Source organism: Chryseobacterium sp. JK1 (genome assembly GCF_050632815.1).
In the GTDB taxonomy this organism is placed as follows: Bacteria; Bacteroidota; Bacteroidia; order Flavobacteriales; family Weeksellaceae; genus Chryseobacterium.
Genome location: NZ_JBODRU010000001.1, coordinates 1,903,398 through 1,926,049 on the forward strand (window position 1 = coordinate 1,903,398; position 22,652 = coordinate 1,926,049).

A 22,652-nucleotide genomic window follows, 5' to 3' on the forward strand; every position below is an offset into this window, starting at 1 on the left:
GTCGCATTTTCTTTATTTATAATCTTTAGAGCTTCTTCTCGGTTCTTTAGCTTCCGGCCATTTCACCGTTTCGCCTTTTTCATCTTTTGGCATCACTCTTTTCTCTCTGTCTGCAAATTCAGGATCTTCAGAAGCCATATAAGCCAATGCTGCAGTTAACACAACGTTGTTTTTTACTTCATCAAAAACGATTTTATCATACGTATCTTTTGTAGTATGCCATGTGTATCCAAAATATCCCCAGTTCAGAGAACCTAAAGAAATTCCCGGTACTCCTGCCGCCACAAATGAAGCATGATCAGAACCTCCACCTCCCGGCATTCCAGGGAAATCTGTTTTAATATGTGTTCTTACTGATTTCGGAACTCCGTCAAGCCATTTACCAACATAGTCATAAGCTTTCACAAACCCCTGACCACTGATATTCACCACTCGACCAGTACCGTTATCCTGGTTGAATGCAGCCTGCACTCCTTTTATGATCTGAGGATTATCTGCTACAAAACCTCTGGAACCATTCAACCCTTGTTCTTCGCTTCCCCACAATCCTATAACAATGGTTCTTTTATTATTGGGATAATATTTTTTCAGAAGCCTCATTGCTTCAAGCATCGTAAGTGTTCCTGTTCCATTGTCTGTAGCTCCCTGAGCCCCATCCCATGAATCAAGGTGAGCAGAAAGAATAACATATTCATCAGGTTTTTCCTTTCCTTTGATCATCCCGATCGTGTTGAAGCTTTTGGCTTCAGGAAGGATTTTAGACTGTGCATCTACTTTGATTTTCGGCTGAGCTCCTTTTTCCGCCATTCTGTAAAGCATTCCATAGTCTTCTACATCAATATCAATCATGGGGATTTTAGATGTCTTAGCTCCAAAGACTCTGTTGGCTCCCATGATTCCTGTCCAGTTCGAAATAGCAATTCCCGCTGCACCTGCTTTTTCTAAAGCTTCCGGAAGGGTATTGTTATCATAACCGATATTTTTTACATATGCTGTAAAGTCTTTAGTTGCCTGTTCTTTTTCTGCTTTCAGTTTTTCATAAAGCTCTGGAGTTGCAAATTCTTTAATCTGCTCATCGGAACGGCCTATTTTCTGATATTGTGCCATCAGCACTATTTTCCCTTTTACGGAAGGAAGCCAGCTGTCAAATTCTGATTTGGAAGATACTTTTGGAAGAACAATAACTTCTGCCTCAATTGCTTTTTTAGTAGAAGGGCTCCATGCCAATTGGGTTGCCGATAGAGATTTTACCCGCGGAGAGATCATATCTACATGAGTAGTTCCTCTCTGCCATCCTTTCCATGTTCCAAACTGCTGAAGATTGGCGTCTACTCCCCAGGAACGAAGTTTTCCGGCACTCCATTCGTTGGCAGCCAACATTTCCGGTGTCCCAACAAGACGTGGACCTATGCCGTCCAACAATTCATACGCCATATTCTCCAGCTGAGAATTACTGTTTACCTCATCTACAAAACTTTTTACGATAGGGTCAAGTTTTTCTTTTGGGTCTACTTTGATCTGAGCCCATGAAAACTGAGCAGCCAGCATTATTGCGGGCATTGCAAAAAATCTATTTATCCTCATAGTATATATTGATTGCTTTAAAGATAAAGGAATTTAAGGAAATGATGAAGAAATGAATACAAAAAAGTTCCTGTAGAAGGATATTGTGGATATTTTTCTTTTTTATTGCCAGAAAATGCAAATTATTAATCTGCTTTAAAAAGTATAACGGAGTTTCATGAAGTGAAGAATCTTCTGAATGATTGATTTTATCGGCAAAAAGATATAAAAAAGCCGACTCAGAAGAGCCGGCGAGGGAACGAATTATTTTTTAGCTTCTTCTACAGAAACTTTTCTAAATTCTTTGAACAATTTGCTAAGTTCTAAAGCTGATTTACGAGCTCTTGTACCTGCTGCTTTGTTTCCTTTTTCTGCCTGCTGGTTTGCTTCAGTTGTGAACGCTTCAAATTCTGCGTTGATTTTTTCAATTAGTTCTTTCATTTATTTAAAAATTTAGGCTGCAAATATAGGTTTTATGGCGATTCCAGCCTAACCGCAGTGAAAAAAGTTTGACTAAAATGGCTAAAATTTTCACTTTTACACACATAAAAGTATATTTTGAGCATATTTACTCTGTAAACCCCTTTAAATAAAACGATCTCGTAATTATAAGCCAGAAGTTAAACTTATTAAATCCATATGATAAAAATGACGAAAAAAAATTTAAAAACCTCGATTATAAAAGGAGAAAAGACTTCTTTTATTGGAATTTTATTTTAAATTTGAAAAAAACGCTAAATCCATGTTCAGAAAATTATTCATCCTTATTTTTCTATTACCCTTATTTGCTTATTCTCAGGACAAGATCAGTTATAAAGTTTATTACAATAAAAATCTGGAGCAAAACGGTTTAAAAGTACAGGTTGATTATACCCTAAAAAAGGTTTCAGATACCATTTCTTTTTATTATGCCAATGCAAATTGGGGAGAAAACAACCTATTCAACAACCTTACGATATCCAAAGAAGACAACCCGGATCTCGACATAGAGACTCTGCCGGCCAACAACAAGATCAAAATAACCATGAAAAAGGGAGAAAAACTCTCTCTTATTTATCATATCAAACAGGATTTTAAGGATCCTGATTACAAAATATTCCATCGACCAAGAATCAATACTACTTTTTTTCATGTGCTGGGTAAAAACCTTTTTATTGTTCCAAGGTCATTCACTCAAATACCGGAAGACCGGGAGTTTGAATTTTTTATTGAATGGGTAGATTTCCCTCCACAGTTCAAGCTTCACAATAATTTTGTAACACAACTTCGAAAGATGAAAATCAAAACATCACTTTGGGACGGACTTTACAGCTCACTATTTATTGGTGGAGATTATAGGTTTCATTCTTTTAAAGTTCAGAACAAACCCGTTTATTTTGTATTGAGAGATCAATGGCAAAACGGGTTTACAGATGAGTTTTTATTTTCGAATCTTAAAAAAGCGGTACAGTCTCAAAGAGATTTCTGGAAAGATTATGATCAGGATTACTTTTCGGTTACGATGACGCCGACAGTTTCCCAGAAAGACACGTTATTCAAAGGATACAGTACAACAGGATCTGCCATTAAAAACGCCTTTATGATTCAGGGCACCAATAATCCTTTTAACAGTAAAAATTCATTTCTTTACCTGATGCATCACGAACTGATGCATGAATGGATAGGCAATAAGATTCAAAATAAAAATGAAGAACTTAATTATTGGTTCAGTGAAGGTTTTACGGATTATTATACATACAAAAACAGACTTAGGATAAAGGATATTTCTATCGAGGAATGGCAAAAACTGTTCAATAATGAGGTGATTCAGAATTACTGGACCAATCCTCAGCGAAATATTCCGAATTATAAAATAAAAGACGACTTCTGGAAAAGCCGGGATGTAGAAAAAATCCCTTATAAACGTGGGGCTATTTTCGCTTTCTGGCTGGATAATCAGATTATGCTGAGAACCCGTAATAAAAAATCGCTGGATGATCTGATGCGTGAACTGCTGCAGATCTGTACCGAAAGAAAAGTGAAATTTACCGATGAACTGTTTCTGGATCTGGCTCAAAAATACCTGGATAAGGATATTAATTATTTCTTTCAGAAACACATCATCAACGGAGAAGATCTTGATCTTGTTACTCAAAAATGGATTGACGGTTTTGAAATTATGACCATAAACGGCATTCCCCACCTGGGAGTTGATACTTGTAAAGATATAAAATACTGTGTTGAATAGTTTCAATGGAAAATAATATTAAACCATTAAGATCCACAGATCACACTTGTTTCTTAATGGTTTAATACATCATGTTTCACAGATAAAAGTCTTTAACTTTTTCACCTGTTCGTTTCAATATTGCGATATTGTCAGGGGTGATTCTCTCCGCAAAAACAATTCTGAAATGATGGCTGTATTTGTTAGAAAAAGAAAAGGTATCTCCGGGAGTAAACTGGATTTTATGCTCCTCGCAGTACCTATAAAACTTTTCTACATCTACCTTTTCCGGTAATTGTCCCCAAATACTGTACCCTCCCTGCGGTCTGTGAAAATACGCTTCCTTGGGAAAAGATGCTCTCAACGCTTCTAAAACCAACACAGCCTGTTCGTTTAATTTCTTTCTGAATGAACGCAAGTGCCTTTCATAGCTGCTGCTTTGCAGAAGTTTAAGAATCAGTTCCTGGTAAATGGGAGAAACAGAACGCCCCAAAGCAAATTTTGATCTTTCTGCTTTTGCATAATATTGACCCGCATACAGCCATCCCAAACGAATCCCAGGCGCCAATGTTTTTGAAAATGAAGAATACGTCATGACCAATCCTTTTGTATCAAAGCTTTTTATAGAGGATGGTCTTCTTTCAGAAAAATAAAGATCAGAATACATCTCGTTTTCTATGATACAGATCTGATGTTTTTCTGCGATGGCCAACACTTCTTTTTTAACGTCATCATTCATCATAATACCTGTTGGATTATGAAAATTCGGAGTTACAACCAGTGCCCGGATGGCATTTACTGAACATACATCTCTGAAATATTCTATATCAAATCCATTTCTGTAATGTATAGGGATCTCCACCACCTTAAGCCCTAAGTTCGCAATAGCCTCCAGCACTGAAAAGACGCAGGGGCTGTCTACAGCTACGATATCTCCAGGTTGGGACACCGATTGTAAGGCTATAGTAAGAGCCTGTAAAGCGCCATCCGTAATAATGAGTTCCTCCGGGTTCATCGCCGCTCCATATCCCTTCATTTGCCTGGCAATCTGCTCTCTTAATGGCTGCAATCCATTGGATGGATAATATCGGAGAAGTGCAGCCCCTTTTTCACGAATGACTTCCTGCATGGTTCTAAGGATCAATTTTTGAGGAATCAGTAAATCTCCAGGTACAGCATTGTTGAAAGCGATAAAATCTGATGTTCTCTTGGAAGTCAGCATTATATTATTCATAAAAATTTCATCTCTTACCACAGGAAGAAGCTGTATTCTGATTTCAGGAATATATTCTTCCTGGATATTGGCAACAAAATATCCTGAACGGGGACTGCTTTCAACCAGGCCTTTAATCATAAGGTACTCAAATCCACTTTGTACGGAACTTGTGCTCAGGTTATAGCTTTTCCGGATTTCCCGGATCGAGGGAAGGCGGTCGTTCTGCTGCAAAACCCCACTGCGAATCTGTTCTTCAATAACTGAGGTAAAAACTTCATATTTATAAGTCTTCATAATAATCTGACATCTGTACTGAACAAATTTATAAAAATAAACACCTGTACCGATAATATTTTAATCAACTGTACCCTTTTTGAACGGATTAATCTTATAATTTTGAATAAAAAAATCATGGATATCATTTCAAAATTTACAATTGGTTCTGAAGAGGGAATTTCTGATCTTATAACCATCATGGATTTGTCGGTATATCATCTTCATAAAGATTTTATAGCGGAAGATGACATTAAAAAATACATTCATACAGAGATTGATCCGAGAAAAATGATCAATGAGCTGAATGACCTTTCTAATCAGCTGATCATGACGTATGCAGATCAGAAGCCTGTGGGATACAGTATTGTTAAAAGCGGGTCCGTATATCCAAGTCTTCCTGAAGGAAAACGAGCTACAGAAATCAGCTTTGTCATTCTGCCTGAATTTGATTCTCCGGAAACAAGACAATCGCTCTGGAAAAAATGCAGATCAGCCGTAAGCTTTACAGACAGAATCTGGGTCAATATGCTTTCTCATGATCCTCTGGTTTCCTTTTTAGAGGAAACAGGTTTCAAAGTAATTACTGAAGGTAAATCCGGTCCTTTTCAGCTTCCGTCCCGTCTCATGGAAATGGATATCAGCAAAAACTAATCTGCTGTGCAGCGATTCATTTCATCAATGATTATAAAAAACGATCAGGTAAATCTGAATACAAAAGATTTACCTATCTTTGATTTTTATAATTTATTTCTCATGAGTGATCAGCTGGAAACCATAGAAGATTATTACAACCGCATCCGTAAAAACCAGATCAAGGTATTTGATTCTGATGATTTTGAGACAGGGAAATCCCACTTCAACATTTCGATGCGTAAATACTGCAGCTTCAAAAGCCCATACAATCGCAGGGATTATTATAAAGTAAGTTTTATTATAGGAAAGGGTACTTTTCAATACGGTCCGCATCAGCTTTATATTGACCGTCCGGTTCTGTTTTTTCCCTCCCCTAATATTCCTTATTCATGGGAATGTGAGGGCGAGCAGGAAGGTTATTTTTGTTTGTTCAATCAGGAGTTTTTCCACGGGAATTCCGAATTCAACTTATTTAAGAAGACTTCCTTATTTAAAGAATGGAGCAAGCCTATTGTTTTCCTTACCGAGGAACAGACGTTACTGGCCACCCTATATTTTGAACAGATGCATAAACTGAATAATTCGACATATCCTTTCCGTTGCAACAGCATTAAAAACCATCTGGCTTCCGTACTTCATCTGGCTCTGGAAAATCGCGTAGACGATATTAATCCGAATGAACTTCCTGCCAGTGTAAGGCTGTACAGGCTGTTTGATGAACTACTGAACAAACAGTTTCCGCTGGACTCCCCTGCTTATCCAATGGCTTTGAGAACGCCTTCTGATTTTGCCAGTCACCTGAATGTACATGTGAATCATTTAAATTCATCGGTAAAGTCTGTTACCAACCTTACGACCACTCAAATCATCAAAGAAAGAATGTTTGAAGAGTCTAAAAATCTATTGAAATATACGAACTGGGACATTTCTGAAATAGGATATACTTTGGGATTTGATCAGCCTTCCCATTTCAACAATTTTTTTAAAAAATATGCGCAAACCTCACCTTTAAAATTTAAAAATTCATTTTAAGGATTAAATATTTGATTTTTGTAATTTTTACTTTGTCTTTTAAAATTCATTTCGGCATATCTTGTCTTATTTTTGCATGGTAAAAAAGAATGAATATGTTGAGAGAAGCATCTGAACAGCGTATCAGATTAATAACCATTATGGCCTTTGTGTCTATTCCTTTATCAGGATTTGTCACAGATATTTACCTGCCATCGTTCCCGTCTATGGCCCGAGAGCTTTCGGTGTCGGAAAAAGACATCCAAATTACGCTCACTTCTTACCTCCTGAGTTATGGAATTTCCCAGCTTTTTGTGGGAGGTATTCTGGATAGTATAGGACGCTACAGACCCAAGCTAGTGGCACTCCTCCTCCTTGTTATCAGTAGTATTTTGATTACGATGACAAACAGCATCCTCCTGATCTGTCTGCTTCGTATTCTTCAGGGAGCTGCAGTTTCAGTACTGGTAGTGGCTACACGTGCAATTTTTGTTGATATCTATGATTCGGAACGGGTAAAGCATTATTTGAGTTACTTTACCATTGTATGGTCGTGTGGACCTATTTTGGCTCCTTTTCTAGGGGGATATCTTGAAAAACTTTTCAATTGGCACGCTAATTTTTATTTCCTGGCCTTTTATGCAGGGTTTCTTTTCCTGTTCGAATGGTTTTTCAGTGGTGAAAGTTTACCTGAAAAGAAGAAACTTAATCTTTCTGAAAACATCAGTTTGTATAAAATGATGCTTAAAAACAAAATTTTCATGCTGGGGATTTTCATCTTAGGATTAAGCTATTCTATTGTTATGTTATTCAATATTACAGGACCATTTATTATTGAAAATACATTCCATTTCACACCTGTTGTGATTGGATATTGTACTCTGATCTTAGGATTTTCATGGATGATTGGCGGATTTATAGGAAAAAAAAGACTTACGCTGGATTTTAAACCCAGAATTCTACAGCCTATTTTATTACAGCTGCTTCTAATTGCGGGCTTAATCAGCATTAGTTATTTTGCGGAAAGTCTTTTCATCATGATTCCTTTTGCCTTTTTTATTCATATCTGTTCCGGGATTCTGTTTACTTCGTTTTTCACAACAAGTATGCTTTATTTCCCTAAAAATGCAGGAACAGCAGGCGGACTGATGGGTGGACTGGTCTATGTAATAACTTCAGTAACCAGTTTCATTATTTCTGTAACAGGAACTGTAACGGAGCAGAAAGGGTTATCCTGGCGCTATCTGATAATAGCCGGAGCACTTCTGGGAATTATCCTGATCATGAATCAGGCAGTAAAAAAAGAAAAAGCAGAGAATTGATCTCTGCTTTTTTTATGTCATTACTTCAAAATCCACACGGTATGATGTAAATCTTGTGTATTGTTATATACTATTTTACATCCAAATAGTTTTAATTAAAACTATTTTTCCTTATATTTGTTATGCAAGGTTATGGCTAAAAAACCTGCTTCTTTATTCTTTTATGATTAATAAAAATATGTCTGTAAAGCAACATGATATTTCAGAGCTTGCCCTTGAATTGGGATTGGCGATGAATGAAATGAAAAGCCGTTTGAGGCAAAGGATTCAGACTACGGTTAATGAGTATGATCCTGACCTTTCTTTTGAGCTGATTGAAATTCTAGGATTGCTTTCAAGGAACAATGGTATTAATCAGCAGGAAATAGGAAACAAGGTAAGTAAGGATAAATCTAGCATCTCTTACCTTATCAACAGTTTGGTAAAAAGAGACCTTGTTAAAAGGATTGCTTATAAAAATGACAGAAGGAATAAGCAGATATTCCTTACTCCGAAAGGTGAAAATGTTGTAGAAACCGTTTATCCATGGGCTCTGGATCTGTATAAAAAAGCCGCAGACGGAATTGATGGAGAAGAGATTACCCGAGCCTTACTTTTAGTAAAAAAAATGACCGCTAATCTGGAAAACCAGGATCAAAAATTACTATAATATGAGAACAATACTTGTACCCGTAGATTTTACACCCACAACAGAAAATGCAGTGAAAATTGCAGCAGATTGGGCCAAACAATATGATTATCAAAATATTATTCTTTTAAAAACAGCAGGTGAATCGGAGTTTGATTATCTCCACCTGGCAGAAGGTCATGCTTTTGTAAATGAAGAAAGTGTGAATAGTCTCCTGGAAAGAAACGAGTTGTTATTTGATCAGTTAACGGCAATTGTTAAAGAAAAATCTCCTGAGATAAAGGTTTCGAGAGTACTAAGTGATTGGGCACTCACCAGAAGCATCAATGAACTGCTCAAAAATCAGCCTACTGTGGAATTGATCATTTTAGGAAGTGATGATCATACCTCGTCTACCGAAAGTTTTGTTTCAGATAATATTATAAGTATTGCAAGAACCAGCCCTGTTAAGACATTAATTGTTCCGAACAGTTACCAGTACAGTGCAGCAAAAAATATATTCATTCCGTGTGACCTAAAAGGAGTCAAAAGACTGGAAAGACTTTTTCATCACAAGCCAGTCATTCATCAGGAAGATGTACGTCTTCTGTTTTTGAATATCAATCCCCGTGAAAATTCTGATATCAATGAGTATGGAAAAAGAGAATTAGAGAATTATATTCAGGAGCATCTTACTGAAATTCCAAGTACAGTATATTATTCTCACGACAAAGATATCATCAAAGGAATTCTGAATTTTGCCTCTTCCCATGATACTGATCTTATCATTGCTTTACCGGGCAGGCACAGTTTTCTGTATTATCTTGCCAGCAGAAGTATCTCCGAGGGAATTTACCAAAATACCAGCCAGCCGGTTTTGATCTTAAAATAAAGAAGAATTTGGTTTTATCAAGCCGGAGAATTAATAATAAATCTTTGTACTCTCAAGTCTGACAAGTTTCTGCTCATGCATTTTCTTGATATACCTGATCACCGTCTCCACTCTGAGTCCGGTTAAAGTAGCTATCTGCTGTCTTGTATAAGGAACCAGGAAAGAATATGCTTCTTCGAATCCGAAATAATCTTTAATATGATCAAATAATTTTTCAAGTTTAACAATGGGATCGGAAATGACCAAAAAGCTGGAAATAAGATACCTGAAGTGAAGCCTTTCTGCGGTGTATTTATTAATTTCCAGCATAAGTTCCGGCTGTCTGAGCAGAATTTGCAGAAACTTAGTTTTTGAGATCATAATGATTTCACAGGAAGTAATAGCAATGGCATTCACCGCATAATGATGACCGGTAAATAAATAACTTTCTCCGATACAGTGACCATCAAAAGGAAGCCCGTGGACAAACTCTTTACCGTCTTCTAAAAAAGTATTGAGCTTCACAGTTCCCGATTTTATCTGAAAATAGTATTTGGCTGCCGTTCCTTCTTCAAAAATATAATCCGCAGCATTATATTTTCCAATTTTGGCTCCGTGGGCAAATAACAGGTCTTCATGTATGATCATTTTGCAATTATTAGATGAAGTAAAAATACTGAAAGTATGATGAATATTACTATTCAACCGATACCACATTTATATTTTCCTGTGTTTTATGCAGGATATCCCCCTTCTGATTGCATCAGGCGGTAATTTTCTTTTTATGTTTTGCGCCCCATTCTGCCAGTGCAGAGATCACATCTTTTAAAGATTCGCTGTATTCTGTTGAGATGTATTCTACCAAAACAGGCTTCTGGTCGGTAAGTACTGTTCTTTCCACAAGATGATTAACTTCTAATTTTTTTAATTCGCTGGATAATACCCGGGCAGAGATTCCCTTAATGGTTCGCTGCAATTCATTGAAGCGTGTATGCCCGCCAAGAATTGCAATCATCACTCGGATTGTCCATCTTCCTCCCAACACATATAATGCATCTTCTGTAGCGGCTAAATGAGTGCTGCACTGTGGTCGTGAATAGACTATTTTTTCTTCTTCCATACTCGTTTTTCTTATGATACTAACCTAAAAGTTATTACTAACCTTTTGGTAACTACTATCTTTTTATTAGTAAATATAAATAATTTTGAAACATCAATTTTAAAAAATAAAAAATGAAACAAGTACTTCATATCATTTCAAGCCCAAGAAGTGAATCATCCATCAGTAAAAAACTAGGAAATGCTGTTGTAGAAAAAATTACAGCAAAATATCCTGAAAGTGTCATTAAGAAAAGAGATCTTACTAATCCGCTGTTTCCTCACCTGGAAGAAAATCAGATTAATGCTTTTTTTACCCCTGCTGAGCACCGCAGCCCTGAACAGTTGGAGTTTGTAAAACTTTCAGACACGGTAATTGCAGAACTTCAGGAAGCGGATATCATCATCATTGAAGCACCATTGTACAACTTCAGCATTACTTCTACCTTAAAATCGTGGCTTGATCATATTGCAAGAGCAGGGGTTACATTCCGGTATGACGAAAATGGTCCGGAAGGTTTGATCAAAAACAAAAAAGTATACATTGCGTTTTCAAGTGGCGGTATCTATTCTGAAGGAGAAAGACAGGCTTACGACTTTGTAGTTCCTTATCTTCAAAAAACACTTGCATTCATGGGAATGACGGACATTTCTGTTATCCGCGCAGAAGGACTGTCTGTTCCTGTCATTCAGGAGACGGCACTCCAGAAGGGTATTGAAAGTATTTTAGTAGAATAAAACAAAAAAGGCCACCTTTTACGGTGGTCTTTTTGTATTGAAAAATGTATATGAATATTATATCCTATAATTTATTATATTTATTTTCCTTCAACATATGTAAACATTTTTTCTGTTTTTAAGCCTCAATTTTACTTTACAATAAAAACATTATGGAAAATAATAAAAAACATCAGACCGTTAATCCTAAAGAACTGTTTAATCCCACTCCTTATGGTTTTGCGCACAGTATTTCTGTTGATTCACCCTTTCAGATGTGCTTTATTTCAGGACAGAGCGGCGGTGTAGGAGAAAATCATAATCTGGCTGATGACTTTACCACTCAGGTTCAAAATGCTTTAGAAAACATGAGGATTGTTTTGCAAAGCCATTCTATGACATTTGATGATATTGTTAAAATCACGCTTTTAATCGTAGACCACACTCCTGAAAAACTTGAAATATGGGCCAACGAAGCCAAAAAAGTATGGAATAACAAGTCTCTGCCTACCAGCACTCTAATTCCGGTTACTCAATTGGCTTTACCCGGAATGTTATTTGAAATAGATGCAATTGCGGTAAAATATTAGTTTTTAAGTCGTTCTATAAGTAAGGATGAAAAAGATTTCACTCCTGTTCTGATGCTTTCTTCATCTACCTGAAAATTCGGTGAATGATTCATCGCTATGACCCCTTTTTCAAAATTGGATCCTCCCAGGAAGAAATAAACGCCCGGTATTTTTTGTTGAAAATATGAAAAGTCGTCGTTAAAGAACGGTACCTGTCCATAATCTGACACAATTTTGTCTTTACCATATATATTTTGAAGAATATCTGTGGCAGCCACAGCCAGCTTTTCATTATTCATCACCGTAGGATTTTCCTGTATAAATGAAATGGAAACCAACTGATCTTTATAACCGCTGTCTTCCATTACTTTCTTAATATCGGGAATTATTTGATCCAATTGGGAAGCATTGGTCTCATACAGATCAGTTTCAAGGAAGTAGACTCCGTTTTTAGAATAAGAGCTAAATTTTCCACCAGGAAATCTATAATCTTTAAAAACAGTACCGGGATTTGATAATCCAATTTTAGGATCAACGATATTCTGAATCTCCCAAGGCTTACTTCCCTCGCTGAAACGGGAAAGGGAATTGCTTATTTTCTTGGTTAATGCATTGGTATCTTCCGTATTCAGGTCATTTTTCATTTGAACTCTTACTCTTTTTTGGTACGCAAACATCTCATTGGGTTTAACAAGAATTTGTCCCACTGGTAAAGCGGTAACATGCAGCCCATAGATTTCCTGAGGATCTATTTGGGAAAGCAACCCTTTATTCAGCATTTCTTTTGCTCCTTTGAATGTTTCTTCTTCAGGTTGAAATATAAAATAGACCGTCCCTTTCAAAGATTTTTTATTTCTGGCAAGAACTTCCGCTATTCCTAATCCTATAGCCATATGTACATCATGACCGCAACCATGCTGAACTCCTTTTACCTTTGACTTAAACGCCTCAGGATCTGGAAAATCATTGGGTAATGCATCCATATCAGATCTCCATGCTATTTTTTTCCCTGCTTTATCACCTTTAAGAATTCCTACAACGGCATGGCCATATATGTCTGTTTTCACTTCCAACCCTAAGTCACGAAGATAATTTTTGATCAATTCCTGAGTTTGTCCTTCCTGTCCGGCCAGTTCCGGATTTTCGTGGAAGCGTCTTCTGATCTCTACCAGTTTATTAAAGATTTGATCTGTCTCATTTTGAACTGCCTGATGAACTGCTTTATCAGGAAAATTAAGCGTGACTTCTTGCTTATTCGCTAAATTTTGAGCGGGCAAAATAGAAGAAAGAATACATAGTACAGCTAAGGTGAGTTTTTTCATGGCGTAAAACAATGGGTTTAATGTTGAAAATATTTCAGCTAATCATTCATTTATATTACTAAGAACAAGTATAGTATATATTTCGTTACATTCGGATTTTAATTTTCTATTTATCTAAAATTATTTCAACAATAAAAAAGCAAAGAACCTTTTCAGATCCTCTGCTTTCTAGTAAAAGGTATAAATAATAAAAGAAATACTAATTTTTGATAACTTTTTTACTCATGGTTTGTCCGTTTTTCAATTTAATTTCCACAAAATAAATCCCGGCAGGAAATTCTCTTAAACTGATTTGACTGTTATTGAATGGAATTACCAACTTTTGTCCCAAACCAGTAAAGACATTGATGGCTTCTACAGCCACATCGGATTTGACATTCACGATATCTTTTGTAGGATTCGGGTATATTCCCAGGTTTATTTTCGGAGCAACTTCAGATGTTGACAAACCGCCTGTTCCTTTGATGCATCTCACAGACTGCCCACCATCTCTTCCCATACTGTTCATGAGTGCCGAGAACTGGCTGATGTATAAATGCTGTCCGGAACCTGTATATTCTGACGGTGTTGAAGTCCATAAATACAGACGTGTTCCCGGTGAAAAAATACCGTTATAATCTTTCATTCCGGCCGGGATAAGTTTTAAGTTACTATTGAGTGCAGAGTCATACTCTGTAATATTTTCCGCAGTAAGCATCTCTTCCACCTCTTCTTTTGAAGGAAGTCTCCAATTATTTCCAATGGCCTGGCAAGGATCTACTCCCACTGATTCTGAAACGGAAGAAATATCGGAAGCATCCCACTGGTCGGAAGGCTCTCCATTGGACCACCAGTTAGCTCCGGAGTTATATCCGGCCGAGTAAAAAGAAACACTTCCTCCTGATAATCCCTGAGGATTGTTGGGAGATGGAGAGGTTCCATTGATTGCAGAGCTTCTTACCTGATGTCCGTCTGCCCATCTTCCCCACTGGAAAAAATCTCCATAGGCATCTTCATCTGTAAGGCCAGAAGCTACTTTAGTACTTCCTAAATTTTGCTGAAGCCATATTTTACCATCCGCCCCTCTTACTGTATGGTAGGAAACAGCTTGTCCTCCATATTGGAAATTCACACATCCAACATCACCGGAATTGTTTCCCGGATCGCCACCGCTACAAGCTTGTGAAGGCTGAGGTTCTCTCACGGTAAAACCAAATACATTAATCACGGTATCTGAAGAGGACGTTTTTTTAACATTGAAACTGATGATCTTTTTATTCTGATTTTCAGCATTGATATTAAGGGCTGTCTGATAAATCCTTGGATTATTCCCTCCCGCATTATCAAGAGCGTTGGAAACTCTGTGAATACGCCCAATTCCCTGGATAGCCACATCATTCCCATTATACCAATCCTGAAAGCTGACTCCACTGAAAACCTGAGAAGTCCCATCATTAAAGTTAACCGTTACCTCACCCGTTGAAGGGCCGCTTCCACTTACAGATAGCATATAAAGAACCGATGCTGCCGCAGGATTAGTAACGGTAAGAGTTCCTGTAGTACCTGTATCCGCAAGCCTTAAAGAGTTATTAGATGAATAAGAAGCCAGTTGAAAGCTAAGGTTGGGAGCTGCGGAATCGATTGCACCATTAACCGGAAGACCATATGCGAGTGCCGGAGAAGACATATCCAGTTGAAAATCTCTTGAAATAAAAGCAAAATTATCGGTTGCTTTATCCAGACTGGCATTGGTAGAACCGGAAACAGGGCCTACTCCATTCGCTATAACATCAGCATTAAAACCTGAAAGATTGAGAACCTGATACGTTTGTGAAAGAACTTTCCCGTTGAGAACGAGTGCAAAAACAAGAAAAGATATTTTCTTCATAAGGATTATTTGTTTTTAATTATTCTAAGTAAATACAAAATTACCTGATAAAATCATTATCTAGTAATCATTTTCACACATATTATTATCATATAGAATACGATTGCATGTTTTTTTTTAATAATACATCCGTAAAAAGTTATTATGAGATGATTTAAAATCTGTAAGCATTAAAAAAGCTCTTCTCCATTTATTATTTACTGGAATTAAATATTCAGAAAAGAGACATGTAAACCTGCTACCACATTATTTAAAATAATTCTAAATTAGGTAAAAATAGAACCTGTTCAATGATCCTGCTATAAAGGGTTTTCTATTAATAAATCTAAAAACATCAATAAAAATTACGTATAAATACTGAATCCCGTTTTGTGGGATGTGATTATTTTCGGAGTAACAAAAATTGATAACAATGGATCTTTTGAAAAGTAAAAAACCATTTCTGAAAAAAGAGATGGGTTCTCGAAAAGTATCCTGAAAGTTAAGATGCTTTAACCCTCAAATTTTAACGAAATGATTGTGATTAACAAAATCCTCAACGTCGACGATTATTATTTCGACGTCTTCATGTCGATCTCGGAAGCTCTTACGGGTTTCTCGGTGAACGAATTACAGGCTACAGGCTTGGCAGAAACCTACTACACACACATCCTGAAGAATTTACAGGCTGCCACTTTTGTAGAATTCCTTACGGTCTCCAAAAATGTGTTTGAGAACTCTTTTACCACAAATCAATTAAAAGAGACTATTGTATCAGAGATTATGGCAGACCCCGGTCTTCGTGATATTGCCAACAAACTGATTACGGTCTGGTATCTTGGAACATGGGAAGGAGCCTATGTTAATGAACTTTCTTATAAAGAAGGTCTGGTGTGGAACGTAATGCATGCCCATCCACCGGGAGCGAAACAACCTGGTTATAAATCCTGGGGTATTAAACCTGTAAATAGCAACTCATGAGCGAAACAAACAAAAAAGATGTGATCATCGTAGGAACGGGGATCGCAGGATCACTGATCGCAAAACTTCTGAGCGATCATGTATACGATACTAAGAAAAAGAAAATGGTTCACCGTGCAGACGTCAAAAAAACGGACAGCTTCCGTGAACTTTCTATATTAATGTATGAAGCAGGCCTGGAAGCCGGTATAGAGCTGGATTCTGTTTCCTCCATGACAACTTATAATGAGTATATGCGTACTTTTTATATGGAGTCGGCGAAGGTTCCGAACTCTCCTTATCCAAACCTAAAGCAAGCCCCGTCTCCCAATGTTCTGGACATGGAAAAAATAACACCTCCATTTCCTGATAAGAAAGGATATCTGGTACAATTTGGGCCCATGCCTTTTGCCAGTGATGCTATCCGCGTGGGTGGAGGAACCACTCTTCACTGGTTGGGAACCACACCAAGAATGCTTCCTAATGATTTTAAACTTACTGAAAAGTATGGTATTCAGATAGATCATCCGGAATCAAAACATAAGACACCGGTTAACTGGCCCATAGATTATGAAACATTAAGGCCTTATTATGAAATGGCTGAGTTTGAAATCGGGGTTTCGGGTGATGTTTCCAAACAACAATATCCGATCGATGAAAGTACTGCAGATTACTATGGTGATTATGTTTTTCCAATGGAAGAAATTCCTCAGAGCTATATGGATCAAAAGATCATGGAAGGGCTTGAAGGAACCTCTGTTCAGTTAAATTTCAAAGAGATTCCTCTGCACCTGATTTCATCTCCACAGGGAAGAAATTCAATCCCAAATCCAAAATATGGAACAACAAAAATAATCAGGGCCGAGAAAACGGAAAAAACGGGCTACAAACTGCTTTTAGACAAATCAGAAAAAGAGGAATATAAAGCTTTAGGTTCAATTTGGAATCCTTATATGGGCGAGCGTTGTGAAGGAAATGCTTCCTGTGTTCCTATCTGCCCTGTTCAGGCAAAATATAATGCTTTAAAAACGTTAAAGAAAGCGCTTTATAAAGTGAACGAAAATAATAACCTAAGCCTCAATCCTCATATGGAAATCAGAGCTCAGAGTGTGGTATATAAATTGAGCGTGGATCAGAGCAATGATCAGCATTTCATTTCAAAAGTTCACTTAAGAAGATACACTTCTAAAGAAAAAACAGATTTTGTGGAAGAAGCCGTAGATACGTCCAATTCCATCGTTATTCTGGCAGCCAATGCTTTTGAAAATCCTAAAATATTACTGAATTCAAAATATACTGTTACTGAAAACGGTAAAAAGATCGAAAAAACGGTAGCCAACAGAAGTGACCAGGTAGGCAGAAATCTGATGGATCATATGGTGATGTTAACCTGGGGATTATTCCCGGAACCGGTTTACCCCTACAGAGGTCCTGGTTCTACCACCAATATCTCGTCTTTCCGTGACGGAAGTTTCAGAGGTGATTTTTCTGCATGGATCTCTCCGCTTGATAACTGGGGATGGGGATGGCCAGCATTTTCTCCGGGATCTGATGTTGCAGAATTTTTAGCCGATGGCTTATTTGGAGAAGAACTGAAGGAGGCTTTAACGGACAGGCTTTCCAGACAGGTCTTATTTCATTTTGAGATTGAGCAGCTTCCTCATCCTGACAACAGAGTGACCATCAATGATCAGTATACAGATGCTTTGGGTATTCCCCGTCCTGTTGTTCATTATTCTTTAACAGATTATGAGAAAAAAGGAATGGAACAGGCCAAACTGGCTTCGGATCAGATGTTTAAAAAGTTGGGAATTCAGGACTTTACCACGTATAACGCTAGCGATAACAATACTATTGTTTACAACAATGTAAGATACTCTTACAACGGAGCAGGCCATATTGTAGGAACCCACAGAATGGGAAATACTCCTGATGACTCTGTAACCAACAGCTACTGTAAATCCTGGGATCACCCGAATTTATATATTGTAGGAGCTGGAAATATGACCACTTTAGGGACTTCAAACCCAACCCTTACCCTTTCAGCATTCACGATCCGCTCGGTAGAATCTATTCTAACCGATTTGGAAAACCAATTTAAACAATGAAACCATGAGACAAAGACTTATCAATAAAACGCAACCGCAAGAATCATTAGAATCAACAGAGACGTTAGAATCCTTATCCTTTGATTCGGAATTAACAGCGTCAAGAATGGCTATGAGCGACGAACTTATTCCAAATGTTCTTCCTGTAAAGCCCATGTCTTTACATTCGCTTTTATTTGACAGCAACATCAGTAAAGAAGCTTGGGCTGAAGGGCTGAAATATCATATCAAAAAGCTGACAAACCTTTTACTGAATGATCAGACTCAATCTTTTGATCAATATTTAAGTTCCGAATTTGGAGCAGATATTCCTGAAATCTCTGAGGAAAGAAAAAAAAGATTTGCAGAGATCGATTATCGCCCGGTCTTACAGGACCTTCTTCAGACGGCTATTCTTATTGAGCATTCTACCATTCCGCCTTATCTTACGGCTCTATATTCTATTAAAGATGGAACCAACGCACTGGCTTCCCAAATCATACGAAGTGTTGCTGTGGAAGAAATGCTTCACCTGATCATGGTTTGTAATGTACTGAATGCAATCAACATACAGCCTTCGGTAAACAAACCGCAGAACTATCCTACTTACCCTATGAAACTACCAATGAATGTTGATTTTTTTGTAGGTCTGGAAACCTTCTCACCCAACAGTATTGCAACATTTATAGCTATTGAAAGCCCAAGCAGTCCTCTGGTAAAAGCTCCCAAATACATCCCTGCGGCACTTCCCAAAACTTCACTCACTCAAAGAGGAGCTTTTGTACAGGAAAATAATTTCTGGACGCTTGAAAATATGAAAGGTTTTATTATGGAAAACGTACATACTATTGGTGAATATTATGATGTACTGTTTTTCTACATTACTTTTTTCCAAATCATTGCTTATTACCAAAAAAATGGAAGTCTTCCCCACAGCTTCAAAGATTTGGATCAGGGAGGAATTTTCACTGGATCAGCGTCAAAACAAATCCGCCCGGAACAATATTATGGAAGCGGCGGAAAACTACATGCAGTAGAAGGCCTCGCCGGAGTGATTGCTGTTTTTCAGGAGATTAAAGGACAGGGAGAAGGAGCCGATGATTCTATCTTTGATGTTGATCCCTCTCAATTTGAAGAAGGCGTTGAACTTGCTCATTATTTCAGATTTAAAGAAGTTTTCCATGAACATTTCTACGTAGGTGGAGATTACAGACCTTTCACCGATGAAAATGGAATGATGCCTGTAAGCACACCTCCTAACGGAAAAGCACTGCCAGTAGATTGGAGCGCAGCGTACCCAATGAAAGCCAATCCTAAAGTAAGCGACTACACCCATAAAGAATTATATGAACAGGGCATTGAATTCAATAAAACCTACAGACGTCTGTTAGATGCTATTCAGGATGCGGTGGAAGGAAAGCAAAGTGAACTGGAAAAATCCATCATGTATATGTACGCCTTAAAAGAACAGGCTGTTGCCTTAATGAAACAACCTTTGGATGCTCAAAACAATGCAGGTCCAACCTTCGAATACATCAGTTTATAACCATAAAAACAATATATCATGCTTAAACGTAAAAAAGAAGGTCTTGGAGCGGAAAGACAGTTATTTAACAAAGGTCTGAGCCAAGGCCAGGTTAATTTGGCTGAAATCATGAATGGATATTCAAAACTTCTTATTGATGATCCTGTAAGACCGTTCAGGGAAGAAAATCTGTCTGAGATTGAAAGCAGTGTAGATTATGGTATCTTAGAAGCTTTAAAAGGGACTTGGGTAAGTTATAATGTCAATTATAATAAAAATGTTACCAGTCCTTCATTAGCCAGTGGAATACATACGACCATTATGCCTTCACCAGGTACCAATTCCGGTACTATTCCGGGTAAATTCAGTTTTGACTGTGAGGAATATATCGAGAAATTAACGTTTACCATCGTTCCTGGCGGAGTTCGTAACCGTGGCGGAGCAAGTGAGCTTTTCTGCGGAGCTGTTAAATATGAGCAAAGCATCCAGAGTGTGAATACAGTAAAGGGACAGGAAGCCTTAAAGTATACCCCTATTCATGAGGAAAACGGGATGTATCTATGGCTGAGTGACGTATATAACCATGCTGCTACCAAAGAGTCAATTGAAAGAGACCGGGGAATTCATGCTTTTTCAAAGGATGATTTTGAAAAATATGGTTATAAAGGAGAATACAGAGATGAACCCCTTGTAAAAGTATCAAAGGAGGGAGAGGAAAATAAATACATTCTTCTAAGCCAGCTTGAACCTGGGCAGCCTTATTATGAAATTATTCCGGCTCAGGAACTAAAACCTGGAGCAGGTGTTGACGGGCCTTATTTCATTCCCGACTACTCTATTTCGAGAAGCGGGGTTATTCCTCATGGAAGTACTATTACTTTATTGGGTGATATTGCTCCTCAGGGTCAAAGTTATCTCGTTAATGGATCTCCTTATTTTCCGGATGGGAAGGAAGCATGGGAGCCTGACCACCTTTCTATTTCCCGTACTATGGGAAGCGCAGGGGTAACTCCTGATAACATTATCGATCTAGATCGTCCGGCTCCAGCCTGGGTACATGAAACACTGGATGACGAGAACGATCCGGGTTCCAATAAAATCTATACTCAAAGAATACTGGCGGATGATCTGTATCCTTATTCTGTGAGACCTGACCTACGCCTTAGAGATACTTTAAGAGGACAAGAGGTAAGCAACTTTGTTCATATTAAAATGTCATCCAAAATGAAGACAGGTGCACAGGGAGGTATTCTGAATGTACCCTTTGTCAACCGCTTTGTTCCTACCGTTGAAGTGGATATGAATATGTGGATTGAGACAATAATTGAAGATGGAAAAGAAGTTCTTCAGTTACAATATGAGCAGATTGTATTCTTCGAATTCGATTTTGGAAATGACGGAGGAACAACAAGCTGGCCTCACATTCAAACCAATACTCTTCGTAAATTAAAAGATATTCCCGAAGATCAGAGAAAAGTGATAGAACAACAGTTTCCCGGTACTCAGCCAGAAATAGGCGGAGAAGGAAGTAAAGGATGTCCTTATCATAAAGAATAACCAATCATAATACCATAAATAGAAAAGAGGCAACGCGTTGCCTCTTTTCTATTTATATTAAAATATCATCTGTTAAAAAACAGATAAGGTTACTTTTCTGCACTTTCTTCAGGAACCAGATTTTTGTACGTCTGATCCACTAAAATAGTGATTGCTCTTTTAACAGCTGCGCGTCCATCCGGGCTATTCATATCAATACCGCAGAAAACGCTCCCATTCATTGCGGCATACATATTCAGGTAATACAATCCAGCAACGATAATAGCCATAATAGAGCGGTAAGTATCCATTTTCTCTTTGAAATGAGCATTCATCATCAATTCAAAAATATATTCACCATTCTGTTCCTGGGTATCTATTAATTTTTTTAAAGATTTTCTTGGCTCGGAGATGCTCCACAACAGAAGTTTTTGGGCTTCTTTATTGTTATATACATAATCAAACTGAGAGATTAACATTGCTTCAATAAATGCTTTTCCACCATCATCTATTTTCGGCTTCATTTTTTCTACCTCTTCTTTGGTTACTTTACCCCAATAGTCTTGTGAACGCAGATATTCGTCCATAAGACCGTCCATACCGCCAAAATAAGTGTAGATCATTTTCTTGTCTACACCAGCTGTGGCTGCAATATCGTTTATTTTTAATCCCGCATGACCTTTTGTTTTCAGAATCTTCCCAACCGCATCCAAAAACTTCTTTTTGCTGCGCTCTTTGTTTCTGATAGTCCCTGCTGCTGATTTTCTATCCATGACTAAACATTCAATGATACAAGTTTAAGGATTTTTTTATAATTATTAATCACCATTCAGTGTTTTATTTTACAAAATTTTCTTTTACCTGTATATTAATCCCTTAAAAGTTTTAATAATCATCTACAAATCATTTCAATTGGTTGTTTTCAAACCATTCTAAAAATAATAAAGTTGATGAGCTTATAAAGTCCAAATTCTATATACTTTACCCTTTACTCTCTAATACTTTTCTATAATTGATTTTTAAAATCCAAATAATCTACTTATAATCAATAGTTTATGCAATTAAAAAAAATATTTTTAATTTTTGGACACTTTATAGTGTCTTATTTTGTATATTTGCATCAAACTAATAACCATTTTTATATTTTGAACACAATCACTGTTGAAAAATAAAAAGAATTTCGAATACAAAAAATTAGGGTAAAAGCACCTAATGTAAGCAGCATTGCTAGATTCTAATAATGCTGTTTTTTTATTTTCTCCAAAATTAAATCATTTTTTTGACAAC

The 22,652-nt window shown here is 37.3% G+C and carries 20 protein-coding genes; 12 read left to right on the forward strand and 8 right to left on the reverse strand.

What is annotated here, in order from left to right:
- Nucleotides 1-12 precede the first annotated feature (12 nt).
- Nucleotides 13-1,584: a M20/M25/M40 family metallo-hydrolase gene (locus tag ACQ76T_RS08635; protein WP_431342900.1), complete on the reverse strand. Its 1,572-nt coding sequence runs from the start codon at nt 1,582-1,584 to the stop codon at nt 13-15.
- A 243-nt stretch (nt 1,585-1,827) separates the two neighbouring features.
- Entirely contained in the window at nt 1,828-2,004 is a 177-nt protein-coding gene (locus tag ACQ76T_RS08640; protein ID WP_027373301.1) for a histone H1, read from the reverse strand.
- A 301-nt stretch (nt 2,005-2,305) separates the two neighbouring features.
- On the opposite strand from ACQ76T_RS08640, the gene ACQ76T_RS08645 reads away from it, so the two are divergent.
- Nucleotides 2,306-3,790: a M1 family aminopeptidase gene (locus tag ACQ76T_RS08645; protein ID WP_431342901.1), complete on the forward strand. Its 1,485-nt coding sequence runs from the start codon at nt 2,306-2,308 to the stop codon at nt 3,788-3,790.
- 76 nt (nt 3,791-3,866) lie between these two features.
- Here ACQ76T_RS08645 and ACQ76T_RS08650 read toward each other — a convergent pair whose 3' ends face one another.
- Complete coding sequence (locus ACQ76T_RS08650; RefSeq protein ID WP_431342902.1) at nt 3,867-5,279, reverse strand: PLP-dependent aminotransferase family protein; 1,413 nt, start codon at nt 5,277-5,279, stop codon at nt 3,867-3,869.
- A 117-nt stretch (nt 5,280-5,396) separates the two neighbouring features.
- Here ACQ76T_RS08650 and ACQ76T_RS08655 point away from each other — a divergent pair, with 117 nt between their 5' ends.
- The 5 genes from ACQ76T_RS08655 to ACQ76T_RS08675 all read left to right on the forward strand — a co-directional run bounded on the left by ACQ76T_RS08655 (nt 5,397) and on the right by ACQ76T_RS08675 (nt 9,726).
- The gene (locus tag ACQ76T_RS08655; protein ID WP_431342903.1) at nt 5,397-5,912 is read left to right on the forward strand and encodes a hypothetical protein; all 516 of its coding nucleotides are present in this window, start codon (nt 5,397-5,399) and stop codon (nt 5,910-5,912) included.
- A gap of 102 nt (nt 5,913-6,014) precedes the next feature.
- Nucleotides 6,015-6,926 (forward strand): helix-turn-helix domain-containing protein, encoded by a 912-nt coding sequence (locus ACQ76T_RS08660; RefSeq protein ID WP_431343728.1) that lies wholly within the window; start codon nt 6,015-6,017, stop codon nt 6,924-6,926.
- Between the two features lie 95 nt (nt 6,927-7,021).
- On the forward strand, nt 7,022-8,227 hold the full coding sequence (locus ACQ76T_RS08665) for an MFS transporter (protein ID WP_431342904.1): 1,206 nt from the start codon (nt 7,022-7,024) through the stop codon (nt 8,225-8,227).
- Nucleotides 8,228-8,405: 178 nt separating this feature from the next.
- Nucleotides 8,406-8,876 (forward strand): MarR family winged helix-turn-helix transcriptional regulator, encoded by a 471-nt coding sequence (locus ACQ76T_RS08670; RefSeq protein ID WP_431342905.1) that lies wholly within the window; start codon nt 8,406-8,408, stop codon nt 8,874-8,876.
- 1 nt (nt 8,877) lies between these two features.
- On the forward strand, nt 8,878-9,726 hold the full coding sequence (locus ACQ76T_RS08675; RefSeq protein WP_431342906.1) for a universal stress protein: 849 nt from the start codon (nt 8,878-8,880) through the stop codon (nt 9,724-9,726).
- Nucleotides 9,727-9,756: 30 nt separating this feature from the next.
- Here ACQ76T_RS08675 and ACQ76T_RS08680 read toward each other — a convergent pair whose 3' ends face one another.
- Together ACQ76T_RS08680 and ACQ76T_RS08685 are read right to left on the reverse strand one after the other, a co-directional pair.
- Nucleotides 9,757-10,353 carry a Crp/Fnr family transcriptional regulator gene (locus tag ACQ76T_RS08680; RefSeq protein WP_431342907.1) on the reverse strand — a complete coding sequence of 199 codons (597 nt, stop codon included), beginning with the start codon at nt 10,351-10,353 and terminating at the stop codon, nt 9,757-9,759.
- Nucleotides 10,354-10,468: 115 nt separating this feature from the next.
- A complete protein-coding gene (locus ACQ76T_RS08685; protein WP_431342908.1) occupies nt 10,469-10,825 on the reverse strand; it encodes a winged helix-turn-helix transcriptional regulator in 357 nt (118 codons plus the stop codon).
- A 113-nt stretch (nt 10,826-10,938) separates the two neighbouring features.
- Here ACQ76T_RS08685 and ACQ76T_RS08690 point away from each other — a divergent pair, with 113 nt between their 5' ends.
- Complete coding sequence (locus ACQ76T_RS08690) at nt 10,939-11,541, forward strand: FMN-dependent NADH-azoreductase (protein ID WP_431342909.1); 603 nt, start codon at nt 10,939-10,941, stop codon at nt 11,539-11,541.
- Nucleotides 11,542-11,693: 152 nt separating this feature from the next.
- Entirely contained in the window at nt 11,694-12,110 is a 417-nt protein-coding gene (locus ACQ76T_RS08695; protein ID WP_431342910.1) for a RidA family protein, read from the forward strand.
- On the opposite strand, the gene ACQ76T_RS08700 is transcribed toward ACQ76T_RS08695, so the two are convergent.
- Both ACQ76T_RS08700 and ACQ76T_RS08705 read right to left on the reverse strand, forming a co-directional pair.
- A complete protein-coding gene (locus tag ACQ76T_RS08700; protein ID WP_431342911.1) occupies nt 12,107-13,411 on the reverse strand; it encodes a M20 metallopeptidase family protein in 1,305 nt (434 codons plus the stop codon). The genes ACQ76T_RS08695 and ACQ76T_RS08700 overlap by 4 nt on opposite strands.
- A 199-nt stretch (nt 13,412-13,610) precedes the next feature.
- Nucleotides 13,611-15,278, reverse strand: coding sequence for a T9SS type A sorting domain-containing protein (locus ACQ76T_RS08705; protein ID WP_431342912.1), 1,668 nt, complete (start codon nt 15,276-15,278; stop codon nt 13,611-13,613).
- Between the two features lie 513 nt (nt 15,279-15,791).
- Here ACQ76T_RS08705 and ACQ76T_RS08710 point away from each other — a divergent pair.
- The 4 genes from ACQ76T_RS08710 to ACQ76T_RS08725 are packed head-to-tail and all read left to right on the forward strand — an operon-like array spanning nt 15,792 to nt 21,386.
- On the forward strand, nt 15,792-16,238 hold the full coding sequence (locus tag ACQ76T_RS08710) for a sugar dehydrogenase complex small subunit (protein WP_431342913.1): 447 nt from the start codon (nt 15,792-15,794) through the stop codon (nt 16,236-16,238).
- Nucleotides 16,235-18,325 (forward strand): GMC oxidoreductase, encoded by a 2,091-nt coding sequence (locus ACQ76T_RS08715; RefSeq protein WP_431342914.1) that lies wholly within the window; start codon nt 16,235-16,237, stop codon nt 18,323-18,325. Before ACQ76T_RS08710 ends, ACQ76T_RS08715 begins: the two co-directional genes overlap by 4 nt.
- A 4-nt stretch (nt 18,326-18,329) precedes the next feature.
- A complete protein-coding gene (locus tag ACQ76T_RS08720; protein WP_431342915.1) occupies nt 18,330-19,850 on the forward strand; it encodes a ferritin-like domain-containing protein in 1,521 nt (506 codons plus the stop codon).
- Nucleotides 19,851-19,868: 18 nt separating this feature from the next.
- Nucleotides 19,869-21,386, forward strand: coding sequence for a peroxidase, FMP-type (locus ACQ76T_RS08725; protein WP_431342916.1), 1,518 nt, complete (start codon nt 19,869-19,871; stop codon nt 21,384-21,386).
- Between the two features lie 89 nt (nt 21,387-21,475).
- Here ACQ76T_RS08725 and ACQ76T_RS08730 read toward each other — a convergent pair whose 3' ends face one another.
- Nucleotides 21,476-22,138 carry a TetR/AcrR family transcriptional regulator gene (locus tag ACQ76T_RS08730; protein ID WP_431342917.1) on the reverse strand — a complete coding sequence of 221 codons (663 nt, stop codon included), beginning with the start codon at nt 22,136-22,138 and terminating at the stop codon, nt 21,476-21,478.
- Nucleotides 22,139-22,652: the final 514 nt, after the last annotated feature.